A 16,921-nucleotide genomic window follows, 5' to 3' on the forward strand; every position below is an offset into this window, starting at 1 on the left:
CAAAGCATATTTTCTCTGGGGGACCCCGATGGCAAACCATGGCGAGATCGCCTACTCGACGGCTGACGGCAACGACTATCTGGCGCATGAGGCCACCTACGAGGGCTTCATCAGGCTGGTGAAGTACGGCACGATCAGCGTCGCTCTCATCGTCATCTTGATGGCTATTTTCCTCGCTTAATGTCGCGATCGGCCCGCCGGCATCCCCGCTGGCGGGCCTTCAGCTGACTGCCGAAGCCGATTGCTGACCAGGCGTCACGCTGTAGCCCATGGACGTCCCGCCCTCTTAAAGCTCGCGCGCGCATTCGCGCCGGAGGCCTCATGAAGATTGCCGTCGCCAAGGAAATCGACCCGTTGGAGCCGCGGGTCGCCGCCTCTCCCGACACGGTGAAGAAGTTCAAGGCGTTGGGTGCCGAGATCGCGGTCGAGCCCGGCGCCGGCATCAAATCCGGCCTGCCGGATTCGGAGTTCACGGCGGCGGGCGCAACCGTGAGCGCCGATGCGCTCAAGGACGCCGACATCATCATCAAGGTGAAGCGGCCGGAAGCCTCCGAGCTTGCCAACTACCGGCGTGGCGCCTTGGTGTTCGCGATCATGGATCCCTACGGCAACGATGCCGCGCTCAAGGCGATGGCCGATGCCGGCATTGCCTCGTTCGCGATGGAACTGATGCCGCGCATCACCCGCGCCCAGGTGATGGACGTGCTGTCGAGCCAGGCGAACCTCGCCGGCTACCGCGCCGTGATCGAGGGCGCCGAGGCGTTCGGTCGCGCCTTCCCGATGATGATGACTGCGGCCGGCACCGTGCCGGCGACCAAGGTCTTCGTGATGGGCGTCGGCGTCGCCGGCCTGCAGGCAATCGCAACCGCGCGCCGGCTCGGCGCCATGGTCTCCGCCACCGACGTGCGCCCCGCCACCAAGGAGCAGGTGGAGAGCCTCGGCGCCAAATTCCTGGCGGTCGAGGACGAGGAGTTCAAGAACGCGCAGACGGCCGGTGGCTACGCCAAGGAGATGTCCAAGGAGTACCAGGCCAAGCAGGCGGCGCTGACGGCGGAACACATCAAGAAGCAGGACGTCATCATCACAACCGCGCTGATCCCCGGCCGTCCGGCGCCGCGCCTCGTCACCATGGAGATGGTGAAGTCGATGCGCCCGGGCTCGGTCCTGGTCGACCTCGCGGTCGAGCGTGGCGGCAATGTCGAGGGCGTCAAGCTCGGCGAGACTGTCGAGATCGACGGCGTCAAGATCATCGGCTACCCCAATCTCGCCGGCCGGGTCGCAGCGTCCGCCTCCGGCCTGTACGCCCGCAACCTGTTCTCCTTCATCGAGACGATGATCGACAAGAAGGAAAAGACACTGGCGGTCAACTGGGACGATGAGCTGGTCAAGGCCACGGCTTTGACAAAGGATGGCGCCATCGTCCACCCGAACTTCCAGCCGAAGGCCTAAGGAGCAGAGCCATGGAACATGTCGTCCAAGCCGTCGACCCCTTCGTCTTCCGGCTGTCGATCTTCGTGCTGGCTGTGTTCGTCGGCTACTTCGTGGTGTGGTCGGTGACGCCGGCCCTGCACACGCCGCTGATGTCGGTGACCAATGCGATCTCCTCGGTGATCGTGGTCGGCGCGCTGCTGGCGGTCGGCGTTCCCATGCTCTCGAGCGGCAGCGGTCTGGCGCGAGCGTTCGGCTTCGTCGCGCTGATCTTCGCCTGCGTGAACATCTTCGGCGGCTTCCTCGTCACCCAGCGCATGCTGGCGATGTACAAGAAGAAGTCCAGGTAACAACGCCGCACGACGCGGGATGACAGGCACAACGGGGCATCTGCAATGAACGCCAATCTGTCGGCACTCCTTTATCTCGTGGCAGGTGTGCTGTTCATCCTGTCTCTTCGCGGGCTGTCGAGCCCGGCCTCGAGCCGGCAAGGCAACTTCTTCGGCATGGCCGGCATGGCGATTGCGGTCGCCACCACCCTGGCCGGGCATCCACCGGCGGATGCGATCGCCTGGGTGCTCGTCATCCTCGGCGTTGCGATCGGCGGCGGTATCGGTGCGGTGATTGCGCGCCGGGTGCCGATGACGTCGATGCCCGAGCTCGTGGCGGCGTTCCATTCGCTGGTCGGCATGGCCGCGGTGCTGGTCGCCGCCGGCGCGTTCTTCGCGCCGGAAGCCTTCGACATCGGCACGCCCGGCAACATCCATCCGCAGAGCCTGGTCGAAATGTCGCTCGGCGTCGCCATTGGCGCGCTGACCTTCACCGGCTCGGTCATCGCCTTCCTCAAGCTGTCCGCGCGGATGAGCGGTGCACCGATCATCCTGCCGGCGCGCCACATCATCAACATTGCGCTCGCGGTCGCGCTCGTCTTCTTCGTGGTCCGCCTGGTGATGACCGGCGGCGGCTTCGACTTCCTGATGGTGACGCTGCTGGCGCTGGCGCTCGGCGTGCTCATGATCATCCCGATCGGCGGCGCCGACATGCCGGTCGTGATCTCGATGCTGAATTCCTATTCGGGCTGGGCCGCGGCCGGCATCGGCTTCACGCTCGGCAATTCGGCGCTGATCATCACCGGCGCGCTGGTCGGCTCGTCCGGTGCGATCCTGTCCTACATCATGTGCCACGCGATGAACCGGTCCTTCATCTCGGTCATCCTCGGCGGCTTCGGTGGCGAGACCGCAGCGGCCGGCGGGGCGACAGGCGAGCAGAAGCCGGCCAAGCTCGGCTCGGCCGACGACGCCGCCTTCATCATGAAGAACGCCTCCAAGGTCATCATCGTCCCCGGCTACGGCATGGCGGTCGCCCAGGCGCAGCACGCGCTGCGCGAGATGGCCGACACGCTGAAGAAGGAAGGCGTCGAGGTGAAATACGCGATTCATCCGGTCGCGGGCCGCATGCCCGGCCACATGAACGTGCTGCTCGCCGAAGCCAACGTTCCCTACGACGAGGTGTTCGAGCTCGAGGACATCAACTCGGAATTCGCCCAGGCCGACGTCGCCTTCGTGATCGGCGCCAACGACGTCACCAATCCGGCGGCCGAGGAGGACAAGTCCTCGCCGATCTACGGCATGCCCGTGCTGCAAGTCTGGAAGGCCGGCACCGTGATGTTCATCAAGCGCTCGCTCGCCTCGGGCTATGCCGGCATCGACAATCCGCTGTTCTACCGCGACAACACGATGATGCTGCTCGGCGACGCCAAGAAGATGACCGAGAACATCGTCAAGGGCATGTAGCCCACGGCGTCGGGAGCCATGACGTTTCTGAAATGGCTCCTGATCGTCCTGGCGGCGGTCTACGGCATCGTGCTTGCGGCCCTGTTCGTCCGCCAGCGTGCGATGCTGTTTCCCATTCCGCCGGTCGGCCGCACGGCACCGGCTGCAGCCGGGTTTCCTCAGGCTGAGGAGCATGTGCTGACCTCGGCCGATGGCGAGCGGGTCATCGTCTGGCATGTGCCGGCGAAGCCGGGCCGCAAGGTCGTTCTGTACTTCCCGGGCAATGGCGATTTTCTTGCCGGCGTGGCGTCGCGCTTCAAGGCGCTCACGGCCGACGGTACCGGTCTCGTTGCGCTTTCCTATCGCGGCTATGCGGGGTCCAGCGGCAGTCCCAGTGAGCCCGGGCTGCTGCAAGATGCCGCAGTCGCCTATGCGTTCACGACAGAGCGCTACGAGGCGGGACGGATCGTCGCCTGGGGCTTTTCCCTCGGCAGCGGTGTCGCCACCGCCATCGCGACGGAGCACCCGATCTCCAAGTTGATCCTCGAAGCCCCTTATACGTCGACCGTGGACGTCGCCTCCGCGATGCTCAGGGTCGTCCCGGTCAGCCTGCTGATGCGCGACAGCTTCCATTCCGACCAGCGCATCGCCAATGTGCATGTGCCGCTGCTGATCATGCATGGCGAACGGGATCCGGCGATTTCGATCCGCTTCGGGGAACGATTGTTCGCACTTGCGCATGACCCCAAGCGCTTCGTACGGTTTCCCGGCGGCGGACATAACGACCTGGATCTTTTCGGTGCGACTGAGACGGCAAAGAGCTTCATCGACAATCCGTAACGTCCGTGGATCGCGGTGGCCGGCCCTGCGCGGGACCATCCTGCTCCTTGTCTTTGCGAGCCTGCCGGTGCAGGCGCATGCGGCCGGGCTGAACGGCTCCGCGATGACCTGGCCGTTCGCGCTGCCGTTCGCGGGACTGCTGTTGTCGATCGCGCTCGGGCCGCTGCTGTTTGCCAGGTTCTGGCATCGTCACTACGGAAAGATCGCCGCGGCATGGGCCTTGGTGACGTTGGCGGCGTTGACCTGGAATGCAGGGCTCGGCACGGCGCTCGCCGCCTTCGTCCACGCGCTGCTCGCCGAGTATCTCAGCTTCATCGTGCTGCTGTTCGCCCTCTATACGGTGGCCGGCGGCATCCTGGTGACCGGCGACATCAGAGGTACACCTGCGACAAATACGGCCATCCTGGCACTCGGCACGATCATCGCGAGCGTCGTCGGCACGACGGGCGCCGCGATGATCCTGGTGCGCCCCCTGATCCGCGCCAATCTGAGCCGGCCGCATAATGTGCATGTGCTGATCTTCTTCATCATTCTGGCCGCCAATGTCGGTGGTGCACTGAGCCCGCTCGGCGATCCACCGCTGTTCGTCGGTTTTCTGCGTGGTGTCGACTTCTTCTGGACGACGCAACATCTCTGGCTGCAGACCGCGATCGTCGCCGGATTGCTGCTCATCGTCTTTGCCGCTACCGACTGGTGGCGCTTCCGCGCGGAGAAGCTTGCGTTGCAAGCGTCCGTAACAAGGGAGCCGGTGCGCATTCGCGGCCTCATCAATGTCGTTTTGATCGCCGCGATCGTTGCCAATACGCTGCTATCGGCGACCTGGAAGCCGGGCATCTCCTTCGACGTCTTCGGCACGCATGTCGAGCTTCAGAACCTCGTGCGCGATGCCGTCCTCGTGGCGATCGCCGGACTGTCGCTGTGGCTGACGCCGGACGAGCACCGCGAGGCGAACGGGTTCAACTGGGAGCCGATTCGAGAGGTCGCCAAACTGTTCGCGGCGATCTTCACCGCGATCGTCCCGGTCATCGCCATGCTGAATGCGGGGCGCAGTGGCTCTTTCGGCTGGCTCTTGGATGCCGTGACGACACCCGCCGGCGCGCCGCGGGAGGTCGCCTATTTCTGGTTCACCGGGCTGATGTCGGCCTTCCTCGACAATGCCCCGACCTATCTCTTGTTCTTCGAATTGGCGGGCGGCGATCCCAAGGTGCTGATGGGCGAACTCTCGGGAACGCTGGCGGCGATTTCGATGGGCGCAGTCTACATGGGCGCGCTGACCTATATCGGAAATGCGCCGAACTTCATGGTCGCAGCGATCGCCACTGAGCGCGGCATCAAGATGCCGAGTTTCTTCGGCTACATGTTGCGGGCAGGTGCAGTCCTCATTCCGCTGTTCGTGCTGCTGACCGTGCTTCCGATCCATCCGCTGCTCAGCCCGCATTGACCTGATCGACGGCACTTTCAGAGACCGTCCTGGTTGACCCTGTCACGGCCGGACCGCGTGACGATCGCCTCGCGGTCGCGCATAGTCGGACAGAACGGATCGAAGGACGCGAATCATGAGCGTGAAGGGCGCAACGCCCGCATCATCGGTGATCTTTCCCGGCCTGGCGGTCGCGCTCGTCGCGATCGTCACGGCGACGCATTATGACTTCACGCCTTCGGCCGCCGGCGTGGTCTTCGCCGCGGTGCTGCTGGTGATCCTGTTCGGCACGGTGTTCGCGGCCGTGCACCATGCCGAGGTGATCGCGCATGAGATCGGCGAGCCGTTCGGCACGCTGCTCCTGACCCTGGCGGTGACGGTGATCGAGGTGGCGCTGATCGCCACCATCATGCTCGGCGACAAGGCTGCGCCCGCGCTGGCCCGCGACACCGTGTTCGCGGTCGTCATGATCGTGTGCAACGGCCTGGCCGGCATCTGCATCTTCATCGGCGGCCTGCGCTATCGCGAGCAGGACGTGCTGGTCTCCGGTGCCAATCTGTATCTCAGCGTACTGTTCACGATGGCAACCATCACACTGGTGCTGCCGAATTATACCTTGACGTCGCCTGGTCCGGTGTATTCTGCCGTGCAGATCGCCTTCGTCAGCGTCGTGACGATCCTGCTCTACGCGGTGTTCCTGTATACGCAGACCACCCGCCATCGGGATTATTTCGTCGGCGGCTCGGCTGGGTTCGCCGATGACGATGTCCGGCTGCCGCGTGCGAAGCTGTTGCTCAGTGTCGGGCTGCTGCTGGTCGCACTGCTCGCTGTGGTCCTGCTTGCCAAGAAGTTCTCGCTGGTGGTCGACGCCGGCGTTGCCGCAACGGGGGCGCCGCAGGCGGTCGCAGGCGTGCTGGTGGCGCTGTTGATCCTGCTGCCGGAGAGTGTCGCCGCCCTCTCGGCCGCCCGCGCCAACGACCTTCAGAAGAGCATCAATCTCGCGCTTGGCTCCTCGCTCGCCACCATAGGGCTGACCATCCCGGCAGTGGCGGTCGCCGCCCATGTGCTCGACAGGCAGCTCGTCCTCGGGCTGGACCCGCAGGGAACAGTGCTGCTGGTCCTGACCTTCGTCCTGAGCATGCTGACCTTCGGCACCGGTCGGACGAACATTCTGTTCGGGCTGGTGCACATGGTGGTGTTCGCGATATTCGTGTTCCTGCTCTTCGTCCCCTGATTCAAGAGATCCCCCATGCTCAGCGCTCAGTCCGACGTCCAGGTCGATACGCCCGAAGTCCGCGTCACGGAGTGGCGGCTATTGCCCGGCAGTGCCACGGGGCGCCACGTTCATGAGATGGATTACGTGATCGTGCCGGTCACAGCGGGCGAGATGACGATCGTGGCGCCGTCCGGCGAGCGCTCGAAGGCGCAGCTCGCGGTCGGCAAATCCTATTTCCGAAAGGCCGGTGTCGAACACGATGTGCTGAACGAGACCGGTTCCGAGATCGTTTTCCTCGAAGTTGAATTGAAGCCGTAACCAATTGTTTACCGGGATGCCGCTGATTGTGGTATCTTGAGCCGGCGATCCGGAAGCTGTGGCAACACCCTGGGATTGCTGGCTCCGGTTTCAAAGGATTTCAGGAAACGACTTTTCGGCGGTCGCGTCTGCGCGGAGTGCAGTCTGCGAGCTTCGGAAGGTGTGGGATGGTCCCTTAATTGTGCCTCAAAGTTCCCGCAAATACCGCGCGGGAGTGGTCAGCATGCTGAAATATCTCACAAAGTTCGCCATGGAGATCATCCCGTCGGTGGTTGCCACCATCATCGGGGCCTACATCGTCAATCACTACATCAACACCAAGCCGGACTCGCCGCCATCGACCGTGGCGTCGGTGGCGTCGGCTGCCTACGCCAAGCTCACCGGCTCAAAGAGCGACGCTCCGAAATCCACGGGCAAGGGGACCGACCCTGCCAAGCTGGAAGCGAAGGCCGATCCCAAGTCTGACGCCAAGCCGGCGGAAACGTCGAACGAGGTCTCGAGCATTCCCGCTCCCGGCATCAAGGCCAAGGGCGTGTCCGAGAAGTCGCTGGCCGACAAGGCTGCAGAGAAGGCGGTCGAAGTGAAGCCGGCCGAAACGGCGAGCCTCCCGGCCGATCCGCAGGCCTCGCGCCATCCCGCGTCGCCGCGGGATAAGCTGATTGCGCGCGGTACTCCGGCCGAGGCCCCAGCGACCCAGCAGGAAGATCGACGGGATGCCGCTGATCTCGCCCGCGCGGCGATCGAGCGGTTGCGCGCGAGCGAAGGTACCGGCAAGGCGGCTGTCGAGAAGCCGTCGAGCGACGCACCCCGGGGCGCTGGCGAGGCGCCGCGCATCGCGACCGTCGCGCCACCGGTGTCGCCGGTCCGTCCGCTGCCGCCGCCCGTGACGGTGTCTGCGCCACCGGTCGAGCAGGGCTTTGCCTTGCCGTCGGCCTCGAGCCCGCCCTACGCGGGATCATTGCAGCCGGACGGGCGCCCGACGCCTCCGGCGGAGATCCCTGTCCAGCAGTTGCGTCCGCTCGACCTGCGCGCCGACAGGACTGATCCATCGATCAAGGACCAGATGTCCAACGTGGCGCAGGACATGATGTCCGCAGCCAAATCGGTGTTCCACTCGGTGTTGCCGAAATAGCTGACCGAATCGTTCGCCGACGTGATCGAGGCGGTGGGCCCGGGCGGTCTGCCGCTTTTTCTTTGGAGTGGCGAACTCTGCAGCGATGCGAGGAGTGGCGGCGCAACCCGGATTGACCCCGGTCGCCGGATGGCAGGAGGCATGAAATCAAAGAGAGGCGCCCAAAACAAAAACGCGAGCCAAAGGCCCGCGCTTCAGACGACGTCAGATCAATCCGGCCAGATCAGCGCGGCGCGCTGGGACGGGCACCTGCACCCGGACCACGACCAGCACCACGGTCGCCGCCGGGGCCAGCGCCGAACACCGGCTTCGGCTTCATCGGCAGCAGGCCTTCACGCTGCAACTTCTTGCGGGCCAGCTTGCGCGCACGACGCACGGCTTCGGCCTTCTCGCGGGCTTTCTTCTCGGACGGCTTCTCGTAATGGCCGCGAAGCTTCATCTCGCGGAAAATGCCCTCACGCTGCATCTTCTTCTTGAGCGCCTTGAGGGCTTGATCGACATTGTTATCGCGAACGAGAACCTGCACGCGGCATCCTCTTTCTCAGTCTATCGGTTTGAAATCTGGTGAAGCCAGGGCTGGCAGATGGCCGCGCCCTTGACCTTGAGCGCGCCCGTGTATCAGAGGACATCCTCGCTGTCCACCCGCTGACGGGCTCTTGACCGCAAGTTTAACCCCGCCGGAGCGGTTTATTTCAGCCCTGCCTCGGCGGCAGTGGTGAGACCTGGGTCACATGCCCCATCTTGCGGCCCGGACGAGCGGCGCCCTTGCCGTAGAGATGCACGGTGGCGCCCGGAACCGTGAGCCACTGCTCGTAGCTGTCGATCTCGTCCCCGATCAGGTTCGTCATCGTGACGTGACCGTGGCGCAGCGGCTTGCCGAGTGGCCAACCGGCGATCGCCCGGATGTGCTGTTCGAATTGGGAAATCGAGGCGCCATCGAGGGTCCAGTGGCCGGAATTATGCACCCGCGGGGCAATTTCGTTGACCAGGACGCCTGGAGTGGGTCCGTCCGACACCACGAACATCTCCACGGCCAGCACCCCGACGTAGTCGAGGGCGGTGGCGATCCGGCTGGCAATGTCCCTGGCCTCGTCGGCGAGCGCATCAGGGATACGCGCCGGCGCCCGCGACACCTTCAGGATGTGATCGCGATGCTCGTTCTCGGTCACGTCGAAGCACTCGACCTGACCGTCGGCCGCTCGGGCCGCCACGACCGAGATCTCGCGCTCGAACGGAACGAACGCTTCGAGGATGGCCGATTTGGTGCCGAGCTCGGCCCAGATCCGCTCGAGATCGTCACCCTGTTGGATCTTGATCTGACCCTTGCCGTCATAGCCAAATCGCCGCGTCTTCAGCACGGCCGGTAAGCCGATCCGGAACGCAGCTTCGCGCAAGGTGGCGACCGAGGACACATCCGCATAGGGCGCGGTGCCGATGCCCAGCGAGGTGACGAAATCCTTCTCGGTGAGGCGATCCTGGGTGGTCTCGAGCGCCGAACGCCGCGGCAGCACCGGGCGTCTGGCCGCCAGCACCATGGCCGCAGCCGAGGGGACGTTTTCGAACTCGTAGGTGACGACGTCGACATCATTGGCGAACAGCTCGAGCGCCTCGACGTCGGCATATTCGGCGCAGGTTGCGTTCAGCACGACGTCGAAGGCGGGGGAGTCCGGGTCCGGCGAGAACACCTGGCAGCGCAGCCCGAGCCGCGCCGCAGCAAGCGCCAGCATGCGGCCGAGCTGGCCGCCGCCGAGAATACCGATGGTGTCGCCGGGCTTGAGCTTCACCCGATTGGAGTCGGTCACGCCGTGCCCTCCGGACGTTCGGCGATCGCATTGGTCTGCGCCTGGCGCCAAGCCGACAGACGGCTGGCAAGCGCGGAGTCCGAGAGAGCGAGCACGCTGGCCGCCAGCAGCGCTGCGTTGATGGCGCCGGATTTGCCGATGGCGAGCGTTCCGACCGGAATTCCGGCCGGCATCTGGACGATGGAATACAGCGAATCGACCCCCGACAGCGCCTTCGACTCGACGGGAACGCCGAACACGGGCAGTTCCGTGAGCGAGGCCGTCATGCCCGGCAGATGGGCGGCGCCGCCGGCACCGGCGATCACGACCTTGTAGCCCGCCGCCTTGGCACCCTTGGCGAAAGCATACAGCCGGTCCGGGGTGCGGTGCGCCGAGACGATCCGGGCGTCGTAGCTCACGCCCAGGGCGTCAAGCGTCTCGGCGGTATGGCGCATGGTACCCCAGTCCGACTGGCTTCCCATGATGATGGCGATCGGGGCGGTCATGACCTCAATTCTTCTCGGGAATCCATCAGCATGGGCCGGAGTATAGGATCGGTCCTGACAGCGGCAAGCCATGGCATGGAGGTCCGAATGGACTATCCTGTCTTGGTCAAGCCCGGCAAGCCCAAACGATGGCGCGGCAGGTGTCCGATGAAAAAGAAGCGCATGGCGGCCGCGTGGCGAGCCGGAAAGCGAAGAACCCGGTACCGTCATCGGCCTTCGCGGCGCGCGCGGGCTCCTGAACCCGGTTCCGTATCGGCAGGCGCGCGGCACACGATCCGACGCCTCAAGGCCGAGTTGGCGACAGCACAGGCCCGGATCGCCGAGCTGACGGCCTCCGCAGAGCGCGATTTCCTGCTCGACATCTTTAATCGTCGCGGCTTCGCCCGCGAACTCCATCGTTCCATCGCCTTCATCAAGCGCTACGACGCGACCGGTGCTCTCATCGTGCTCGACGTCGATCGGCTGAAACCGATCAATGATACGTTCGGCCATGCCGCCGGTGATGAGGTCCTGAAGGCGGTTGCGCGTGTCCTCGGCGAGCATGTGCGATCCTCCGACGTGATCGGTCGGCTCGGCGGCGACGAGTTCGGCGTGCTGCTCTGGCACCTCAGCGCGGCGGACGCACATGCCAAGGCGACGGAGCTGGAACAGGCCATCGACAGCCTGACCTTCACCTTCGGCGATCAGACCGTGCGTGCCGGCGCGTCGGCCGGGATTGCCCTTCTCGACAAGCGCGTCAACCCAGTACGTGCGTTGGAGGAAGCCGACCGTGCGATGTATATGCGCAAGGCCCAGCGGAGGTACGAGAGCCCCGCGCACGGCACGGCCCTGTCGGGCGACCAGCGGTGACGCTCGTGGGCCGTCCGCTCCGATGACAGAGCTGTGCACGGCGCTCACAACTCGCCGAGATCGTCGGGCAACTCGCCGAACTTGTCCAGCAGCCGGGCGTCGCAGAATTCCCCCAGCAAGGGATCCCCGCTGCGGCTGAAGGCAATGGCGCCGATGTTGTCCGGCAAGCGCGACATCGCTTCGGCACGACGCAGCGCTGCGGACGAGCTCTGGCATTCCTCGGCCGCGCCTGCGACCAGCATCCCAGTCTCGTCCCGTCTGAACGGCATGGCGACGTAATAGGTGATGTCAGGCATTGCACGCACCTCCCGGCCTTCGTCGAAGCTGCGAGCGAGCGCGGTGGCAATCGTCCGGAGAGCCTCGACGGCCTAGGGCTCAGGCCGCATTGTTCTGCGCATCGTCCGAAATGGTGTTGGGCATGCAGCCGCAGGAGATTGTCGCCCGCAGCTCCTGCAGCTCCAGCTCGAGATACTCGTTCGCCATGATCAGCGCCTTGATCGTGGAGCGCAGATTGCCGTCGCACATCGCGATGGCTTGGTCACAGGCCTGTTCATAGAGGCGATCCTGTGGGGAGAAGGAGGCGGGCATCACAACCATCCTTGTTGTCGTCAGGAGTTACGAGGGACTGGTCCGATTGTTCTCTTTTTGTTCTTATTGTCAAGGCGCTTCGGCAAATCCTGCACCGCTGTTGCGTATTGCTTGTGTGCATACGGTCAGCCGTGCTGACGCTTCGCCTCAGGCGATGATGTCGGGCGTGATCTGGTCTTCGATGAAGGCGATCCGATCGCGTAGCAGAAGCTTCCGCTTCTTCAGTCGTTGCAGCCGCAACAAATCGGGGGCGGGCGATTGATGCAAAGCGTCGATCGCCGCGTCGAGATCGCGGTGCTCCTGCTGCAGGCGCGCGAGTTCGGCCTGCAGTTCGCGCTCGTCTTGGTCAGCCATGATCTATGATAGCAAAAAAGCGGAAGGAAGTGGAAAGCCTTGCGAAGGCGGGCGCAAATATTGCGCCTGCGAAGCTGATAAGCAAGTCGCACTCCTCGAGATCGGTGCAGCTGTCCCGTGAATTTCGGGTTGGCGCCGGCTTTAGATTCGTCCGGATCTGCTCACGCTTCGTTACACACGGCGCTCAAATTTGCATGTGCGGTCTTTTGGCCCCATCGACAGGTCAAGCGACTTGTGTACACTCATTAGCCCTGGTCGAATCTCAGGTTCACCTACCGAGGAGGTTTCGAATGGCCATTCAGGCGCATCTCGTTGAACTGGAGCGTAAGCATAAAGTTCTTGAAAACGAATTGCATCAAGCTCTCCTGCATCCATCGACGGACGACCTGCGAATTGTCGAACTGAAGCGACGCAAACTGATGGTGAAGGATGAGATCGAGCGCTTGAGACAGGTAACCAGCGAAACACTTCACTGACATGTGACCATCATCCGCCGTACCATCTGATCGTAAGACCGTGCGCCTGGGATGGTGACGAGTCCATCCCAGACGCAACTCCAATCAAATTAGTTGCGATATACGATGACGCGGACGCATCTGCCTGCGTTGTCTGCCGGCGCATCTATCGCGACACGCCGTTCATCGCGATATCTGGGGTCTTCAGCTCGAGGCGAGATCGCAGACGTGAGCCGCAATCGCGAGCGATGACGTCAATCCAGGCGATTCAATTCCGAACAGATTGATGAGTCCGGGCACCCCGTGATCGCGCGGGCCCTGAATGACGAAATCCTGCGACGCCACGGCCGGCGGTACGATCTTCGGCCTGATACCGGAATAGCTCGGCATCAGCGCCCCATCCGGCAGCGACGGCCAGTACTTGCGGATCGCCGGGTAGAAGCGCTCGGCGCGCGCCGGATCGACCGTATAGTCGATCCGGTCGATCCACTCGACGTCGGGGCCGAATCTGGCCTGGCCTGCCATGTCGAGCGTGAGGTGCACGCCGAGGCCGCCTGGTTCCGGCACCGGGTAGATGAGCCGGCTGAACGGTGCCCGGGCGCTGCAGCTGAAATAGTTGCCCTTGGCGAGATAGGCCGTCGGCACCAGCGACGACGGCATGCCGTCGATCAGCCGCGCCAGCTCGGGCGCGTCGAGGCCGGCGGCGTTCACCAGCAGCCGGCAGCTCAGCGTCATCGGTTGCGCGCCGCCCGCATCGACCTCGATCGATCCCCCGGTCGCCTTGGCCCGCAGCAACGGCGTGTGGAAGGCGAAGGCACCGCCGGCGTCCTCGATCTCGCCGCGCAGCGAAAGCATGAAGGCATGGCTGTCGAGGATGCCGGTGGACGGCGACAGCAGCGCAGCCTGGCAGGCCAGGGCCGGCTCCAGCGCCAGCGCTTCGGTTCCGGATAGCAGCCGCATACCTTCGACACCATTGGCTTCGGCGTGCGCGCGGATGCCCTGCAGCTTCTCGGTCTCGGCCGGATTGGTCGCAACGATCAGCTTCCCGCAATTGCGGTAGGGCACGCCATGGTCGTCGCAATAGCGGTAAAGCATGCGCTTGCCGGCCACACAGAAGCGGGCCATCAGGCTCCCGGCCTTGTAGTAGATGCCGGCGTGGATCACTTCGCTGTTGCGAGACGAAGTGACGGTTCCGATACCCTCGGCCGCCTCGAGAACGATGACCTCGCGTCCGGCCCGCGCCAATTGACGTGCGACGGCAAGTCCGACGACGCCGGCGCCAACGACGACGCAATCCACTCTATCCATGCATAGTCCTGAGACGATTGGGAGAAGTCATGTCTCGCTGCAATCCCTGGTGGGTGGAACCCCGGTCCGGAGTGCGAGGGCCCTTAGCAAACCATTCATCATAAGGCGCCATTGACCAAATTTGCTTCGTCTTTTTCGAAGTTTGCAGAACCCGTTTACCCGATCCCAATAGGTGAAGCCAGATACTGTCGCCGAATACCGCGGGTGATTGATGGCTGGCAAGAATTGGCAGGCGAGCGACCGAAACGCGTTTTCTGCGCGTGTCGTTGCGGCCTCGGTGGCCGCCATGGCAGCGTGGGCGGCTGCGCCGACCCGAGCCTGGGCCGCTTCCGCCGATTTCTCGCCCTCCGGTTACCTGGCCACCATCGAGCCGGACGTGCTCTGGAAGGTGTTGATCGCCGGCGTTGTCGTCTGCGCCTTCCTCGCGTCGGTCGTGATCTGGATCCATTCGGCCTTGCGGCGCGCCAAGCGGGCACAACTGCGGCGTAATGTTTTCATCAGCTCCGCGCTCAACAATCTGAGCCAGGGGCTGATGCTGACGGACGCCGCCAACCGCGTCGTCTTCTACAATCATCGCTTTCTCGAGATCTACGGCATGAGCCGGGCCGACATTCCGCCCGGTTGCACCGGCCGGGATCTGGTCGAGTTGCGGCGGCAGCGTGGCCTGCTCAATCTGACGGTCGAGGACTATGCTCGCCAGGCGCGGGCACCGGACGGGTGCCTGACCGAACTGCCCGACGGGCGTGTGGTGCGTGCCCAGATTTTCCGCCTTCCCACCGGAGGATCGATCGGCATCCATGAAGACTGTACGGTGCAGCACCGGCTGGAGCGCGAGCTCGCCTCGACCAAGCAGTTCCTGGAATCGGTGGTCGATCAGGTTCCCGTCTGCGTCGCCGCCAAGAACATCGAGGACGGCCGCTACATCTTCGCCAACCGGGCGTTCGAGCAGTTCGCGCAGGTGCCGCGGGATCAGATCATCGGACGGCGCCCGAGCGACCTGTTCGGCGAGGAGACCGCGGCCGACATCGCGGCGGCCGATCGCGAAGCGATGCTGGCACCTGGCACCACCTATTGCAGCGAACTCGTGGTTCAACGCGGTGACGAGAAGCGCATCCTGGACGCCCACCGGGTCGTTGCACGCAACGACAAGAACGAACCGCAATTCCTCATCGCGCTGTTCGACGATGCCACGGAGCGGCGATCGCTGAGCCGCGAGCTGGAGAACAGCAAGAAGTTCCTGGAACTGGTTGTCGACAACATTCCGGTTTCGCTCATCGTCGAGAGCGTCAGCGACGGCCGTTATCTGCTCGCCAACCGCAGCGCCGAGATCATCCTCAACCGCAAGCGCGAGGACGCCACGGGCCTGACCACCGCCGACATCTTCAATCCGCGCGAGGCCAGACTGATCACGGCGCGCGACGAAGCCGCCATCAAGAAGCGGGGCCTTCTGACCGAGGAACATCCGATCTCGACCAAGGACGGCCTGCGGCTGTTCCTGACCCGGCGGGCAACCGTGCTGGGCGAGACCGGCGAGCCGCAATATCTGATCAAGACCTATGAGGACGTCACCGACCGGCGCCAGACCGAATCGCGGATGGCGCACATGGCCTATCACGACGGCCTGACCGATCTGCCGAACCGCGCCGCGTTCCTGCAGGCCCTGAGCCAGATGATCGAGGCCTGCGCGGATACGGACGAGGAGTTCGCGGTCCTGAACGTCGATCTCAAGGGCCTGAAGGACGTCAACGACGTCTTCGGCCACGCCATCGGCGACAAGCTGTTGATCGAGGTCGCCCGTCGCGTCCATGCCGTTGCCCGGGGCGGGGTGGTCGCGCGGCTCTCCGGCGATGAGTTCGGGCTGATCATCGACGGCAAGCAACCGGAAACGGGCAGGGCGCTGGCCGAGCAATTGGCGGCGGCGATCGCGGTGGACTTCCAGATCGAGGGCAAGTCGATCCGCACCGCGCTGACGACGGGCATCTCGGTGTTCCCGCACAATGGTTCGGATCCGGCGTCGCTGCTCGCCAATGCGGGTGCCGCTCTGTTCCGCGCCAAGGCCAAATCGCGCGGCAGTATCACCTTCTACGAGCCTGAAATGGATCAGCAGATTCGCGACCGCCGCGTTTTGCATCAGGAGCTGTCTGTCGCGATCAAGCATGGCGAACTGTCGCTGTACTTCCAGCCGCAGGCCGTCTCGGGCCGCACGGTCGACGCCAGCGAGATCATCGGCTTCGAGGCGCTGGCGCGCTGGCAGCACCCGGTCCGGGGTTTCGTGCCGCCGAGCGACTTCATTCCGCTCGCGGAAGAGAGCGGCCTCATCGTCGAGATGGGCGAGTGGATCCTGCGCGAGGCCTGCCGCGAGGCGGCGTCGTGGCCGAAGCCGCTGCAGGTCGCGGTCAACCTGTCCCCGGCCCAGTTCGTCCATGGCGACCTCGTTGCGCTGGTCCACTCGATCCTGATCGAGACGGGGCTCGCGCCCGGCAGGCTCGAGCTCGAGATCACCGAGGGTGTGCTGATCGAGGATTTCGATCGCGGTGTCGCGCTGCTGCGCCGGCTGAAGGCACTCGGCGTTCGCGTCTCGATGGACGATTTCGGCAGCGGCTACTCGTCGCTGAGCTACCTGCAGGCATTCCCGTTCGACAAGATCAAGATCGACCGCGCCTTCGTCATGAACATCGGCCGCAATCCGCAATCGGCGGCGATCATTCGTGCGGTCATCGGTCTGGGTCACGGCATGAACATGTCGATCGTGGCGGAAGGCGTCGAGACGCCCGAGCAGCTTGGCTTCCTCGCCGAGCAGGGCTGCGACTCGGTTCAGGGCTATCTGCTCGGCAAGCCCCTGCCGATCAACAAATACGACGGCATTGTCGGTCGCGCTCACGACGACGACGTCGCGTCCGTTCGCAAGACGGGCTGACCAGGCACGCCGGTCAGAGGCTGTTGCGCAACAGCGC

At 64.3% G+C, this 16,921-nt stretch carries 19 protein-coding genes; 12 read left to right on the plus strand and 7 right to left on the minus strand.

What is annotated here, in order from left to right:
- Nucleotides 1–28 precede the first annotated feature (28 nt).
- From QX048_RS22055 to QX048_RS22095, 9 genes are all read left to right on the plus strand, one after another.
- The gene (locus tag QX048_RS22055) at nt 29–181 is read left to right on the plus strand and encodes an aa3-type cytochrome c oxidase subunit IV (protein WP_316175050.1); all 153 of its coding nucleotides are present in this window, start codon (nt 29–31) and stop codon (nt 179–181) included.
- Between the two features lie 140 nt (nt 182–321).
- Nucleotides 322–1,449 (plus strand): Re/Si-specific NAD(P)(+) transhydrogenase subunit alpha, encoded by a 1,128-nt coding sequence (locus tag QX048_RS22060; RefSeq protein ID WP_315753919.1) that lies wholly within the window; start codon nt 322–324, stop codon nt 1,447–1,449.
- 11 nt (nt 1,450–1,460) lie between these two features.
- A complete protein-coding gene (locus tag QX048_RS22065) occupies nt 1,461–1,778 on the plus strand; it encodes a proton-translocating transhydrogenase family protein (RefSeq protein ID WP_315717563.1) in 318 nt (105 codons plus the stop codon).
- A 45-nt stretch (nt 1,779–1,823) separates the two neighbouring features.
- On the plus strand, nt 1,824–3,221 hold the full coding sequence (locus QX048_RS22070; RefSeq protein WP_315717562.1) for an NAD(P)(+) transhydrogenase (Re/Si-specific) subunit beta: 1,398 nt from the start codon (nt 1,824–1,826) through the stop codon (nt 3,219–3,221).
- An 18-nt stretch (nt 3,222–3,239) separates the two neighbouring features.
- Nucleotides 3,240–4,040 (plus strand): alpha/beta hydrolase, encoded by an 801-nt coding sequence (locus QX048_RS22075; RefSeq protein ID WP_315753918.1) that lies wholly within the window; start codon nt 3,240–3,242, stop codon nt 4,038–4,040.
- 103 nt (nt 4,041–4,143) lie between these two features.
- Complete coding sequence (locus QX048_RS22080) at nt 4,144–5,481, plus strand: sodium:proton antiporter (protein ID WP_315754011.1); 1,338 nt, start codon at nt 4,144–4,146, stop codon at nt 5,479–5,481.
- A 115-nt stretch (nt 5,482–5,596) separates the two neighbouring features.
- A complete protein-coding gene (locus QX048_RS22085) occupies nt 5,597–6,694 on the plus strand; it encodes an ionic transporter y4hA (protein WP_315810575.1) in 1,098 nt (365 codons plus the stop codon).
- Between the two features lie 15 nt (nt 6,695–6,709).
- A complete protein-coding gene (locus QX048_RS22090; RefSeq protein WP_315717559.1) occupies nt 6,710–6,994 on the plus strand; it encodes a cupin domain-containing protein in 285 nt (94 codons plus the stop codon).
- Nucleotides 6,995–7,217: 223 nt separating this feature from the next.
- On the plus strand, nt 7,218–8,126 hold the full coding sequence (locus QX048_RS22095) for a hypothetical protein (RefSeq protein WP_316200678.1): 909 nt from the start codon (nt 7,218–7,220) through the stop codon (nt 8,124–8,126).
- A gap of 223 nt (nt 8,127–8,349) precedes the next feature.
- On the opposite strand, the gene rpsU is transcribed toward QX048_RS22095, so the two are convergent.
- The 3 genes from rpsU to purE form a co-directional block, all read right to left on the minus strand.
- Complete coding sequence (gene rpsU, locus QX048_RS22100) at nt 8,350–8,652, minus strand: 30S ribosomal protein S21 (RefSeq protein WP_315717557.1); 303 nt, start codon at nt 8,650–8,652, stop codon at nt 8,350–8,352.
- Nucleotides 8,653–8,818: 166 nt separating this feature from the next.
- Complete coding sequence (locus QX048_RS22105) at nt 8,819–9,928, minus strand: 5-(carboxyamino)imidazole ribonucleotide synthase (RefSeq protein WP_315753912.1); 1,110 nt, start codon at nt 9,926–9,928, stop codon at nt 8,819–8,821.
- Nucleotides 9,925–10,413 (minus strand): 5-(carboxyamino)imidazole ribonucleotide mutase, encoded by a 489-nt coding sequence (gene purE, locus QX048_RS22110; protein WP_315753910.1) that lies wholly within the window; start codon nt 10,411–10,413, stop codon nt 9,925–9,927. The genes QX048_RS22105 and purE overlap by 4 nt, the downstream gene beginning before the upstream one ends.
- Nucleotides 10,414–10,500: 87 nt before the next feature.
- On the opposite strand from purE, the gene QX048_RS22115 reads away from it, so the two are divergent.
- A complete protein-coding gene (locus QX048_RS22115) occupies nt 10,501–11,262 on the plus strand; it encodes a GGDEF domain-containing protein (protein WP_316200679.1) in 762 nt (253 codons plus the stop codon).
- Nucleotides 11,263–11,306: 44 nt separating this feature from the next.
- Here QX048_RS22115 and QX048_RS22120 read toward each other — a convergent pair whose 3' ends face one another.
- The 3 genes from QX048_RS22120 to QX048_RS22130 all read right to left on the minus strand — a co-directional run bounded on the left by QX048_RS22120 (nt 11,307) and on the right by QX048_RS22130 (nt 12,204).
- Nucleotides 11,307–11,558, minus strand: coding sequence for a hypothetical protein (locus QX048_RS22120; protein WP_316200680.1), 252 nt, complete (start codon nt 11,556–11,558; stop codon nt 11,307–11,309).
- Nucleotides 11,559–11,637: 79 nt separating this feature from the next.
- Entirely contained in the window at nt 11,638–11,850 is a 213-nt protein-coding gene (locus QX048_RS22125) for a hypothetical protein (protein ID WP_315753906.1), read from the minus strand.
- Between the two features lie 147 nt (nt 11,851–11,997).
- Complete coding sequence (locus QX048_RS22130; RefSeq protein WP_009028242.1) at nt 11,998–12,204, minus strand: YdcH family protein; 207 nt, start codon at nt 12,202–12,204, stop codon at nt 11,998–12,000.
- Nucleotides 12,205–12,494: 290 nt separating this feature from the next.
- On the opposite strand from QX048_RS22130, the gene QX048_RS22135 reads away from it, so the two are divergent.
- Nucleotides 12,495–12,680, plus strand: coding sequence for a YdcH family protein (locus tag QX048_RS22135; protein ID WP_315717551.1), 186 nt, complete (start codon nt 12,495–12,497; stop codon nt 12,678–12,680).
- Nucleotides 12,681–12,863: 183 nt separating this feature from the next.
- Here the strand turns inward: QX048_RS22135 and QX048_RS22140 are convergent, their stop codons facing one another.
- Nucleotides 12,864–13,967: an NAD(P)/FAD-dependent oxidoreductase gene (locus QX048_RS22140; protein ID WP_315826707.1), complete on the minus strand. Its 1,104-nt coding sequence runs from the start codon at nt 13,965–13,967 to the stop codon at nt 12,864–12,866.
- 211 nt (nt 13,968–14,178) lie between these two features.
- On the opposite strand from QX048_RS22140, the gene QX048_RS22145 reads away from it, so the two are divergent.
- The gene (locus QX048_RS22145) at nt 14,179–16,884 is read left to right on the plus strand and encodes an EAL domain-containing protein (protein ID WP_315826708.1); all 2,706 of its coding nucleotides are present in this window, start codon (nt 14,179–14,181) and stop codon (nt 16,882–16,884) included.
- Nucleotides 16,885–16,921: the final 37 nt, after the last annotated feature.

This window comes from Bradyrhizobium sp. SZCCHNS30572 (genome assembly GCF_032484415.1).
In the GTDB taxonomy this organism is placed as follows: domain Bacteria; phylum Pseudomonadota; class Alphaproteobacteria; order Rhizobiales; family Xanthobacteraceae; genus Bradyrhizobium.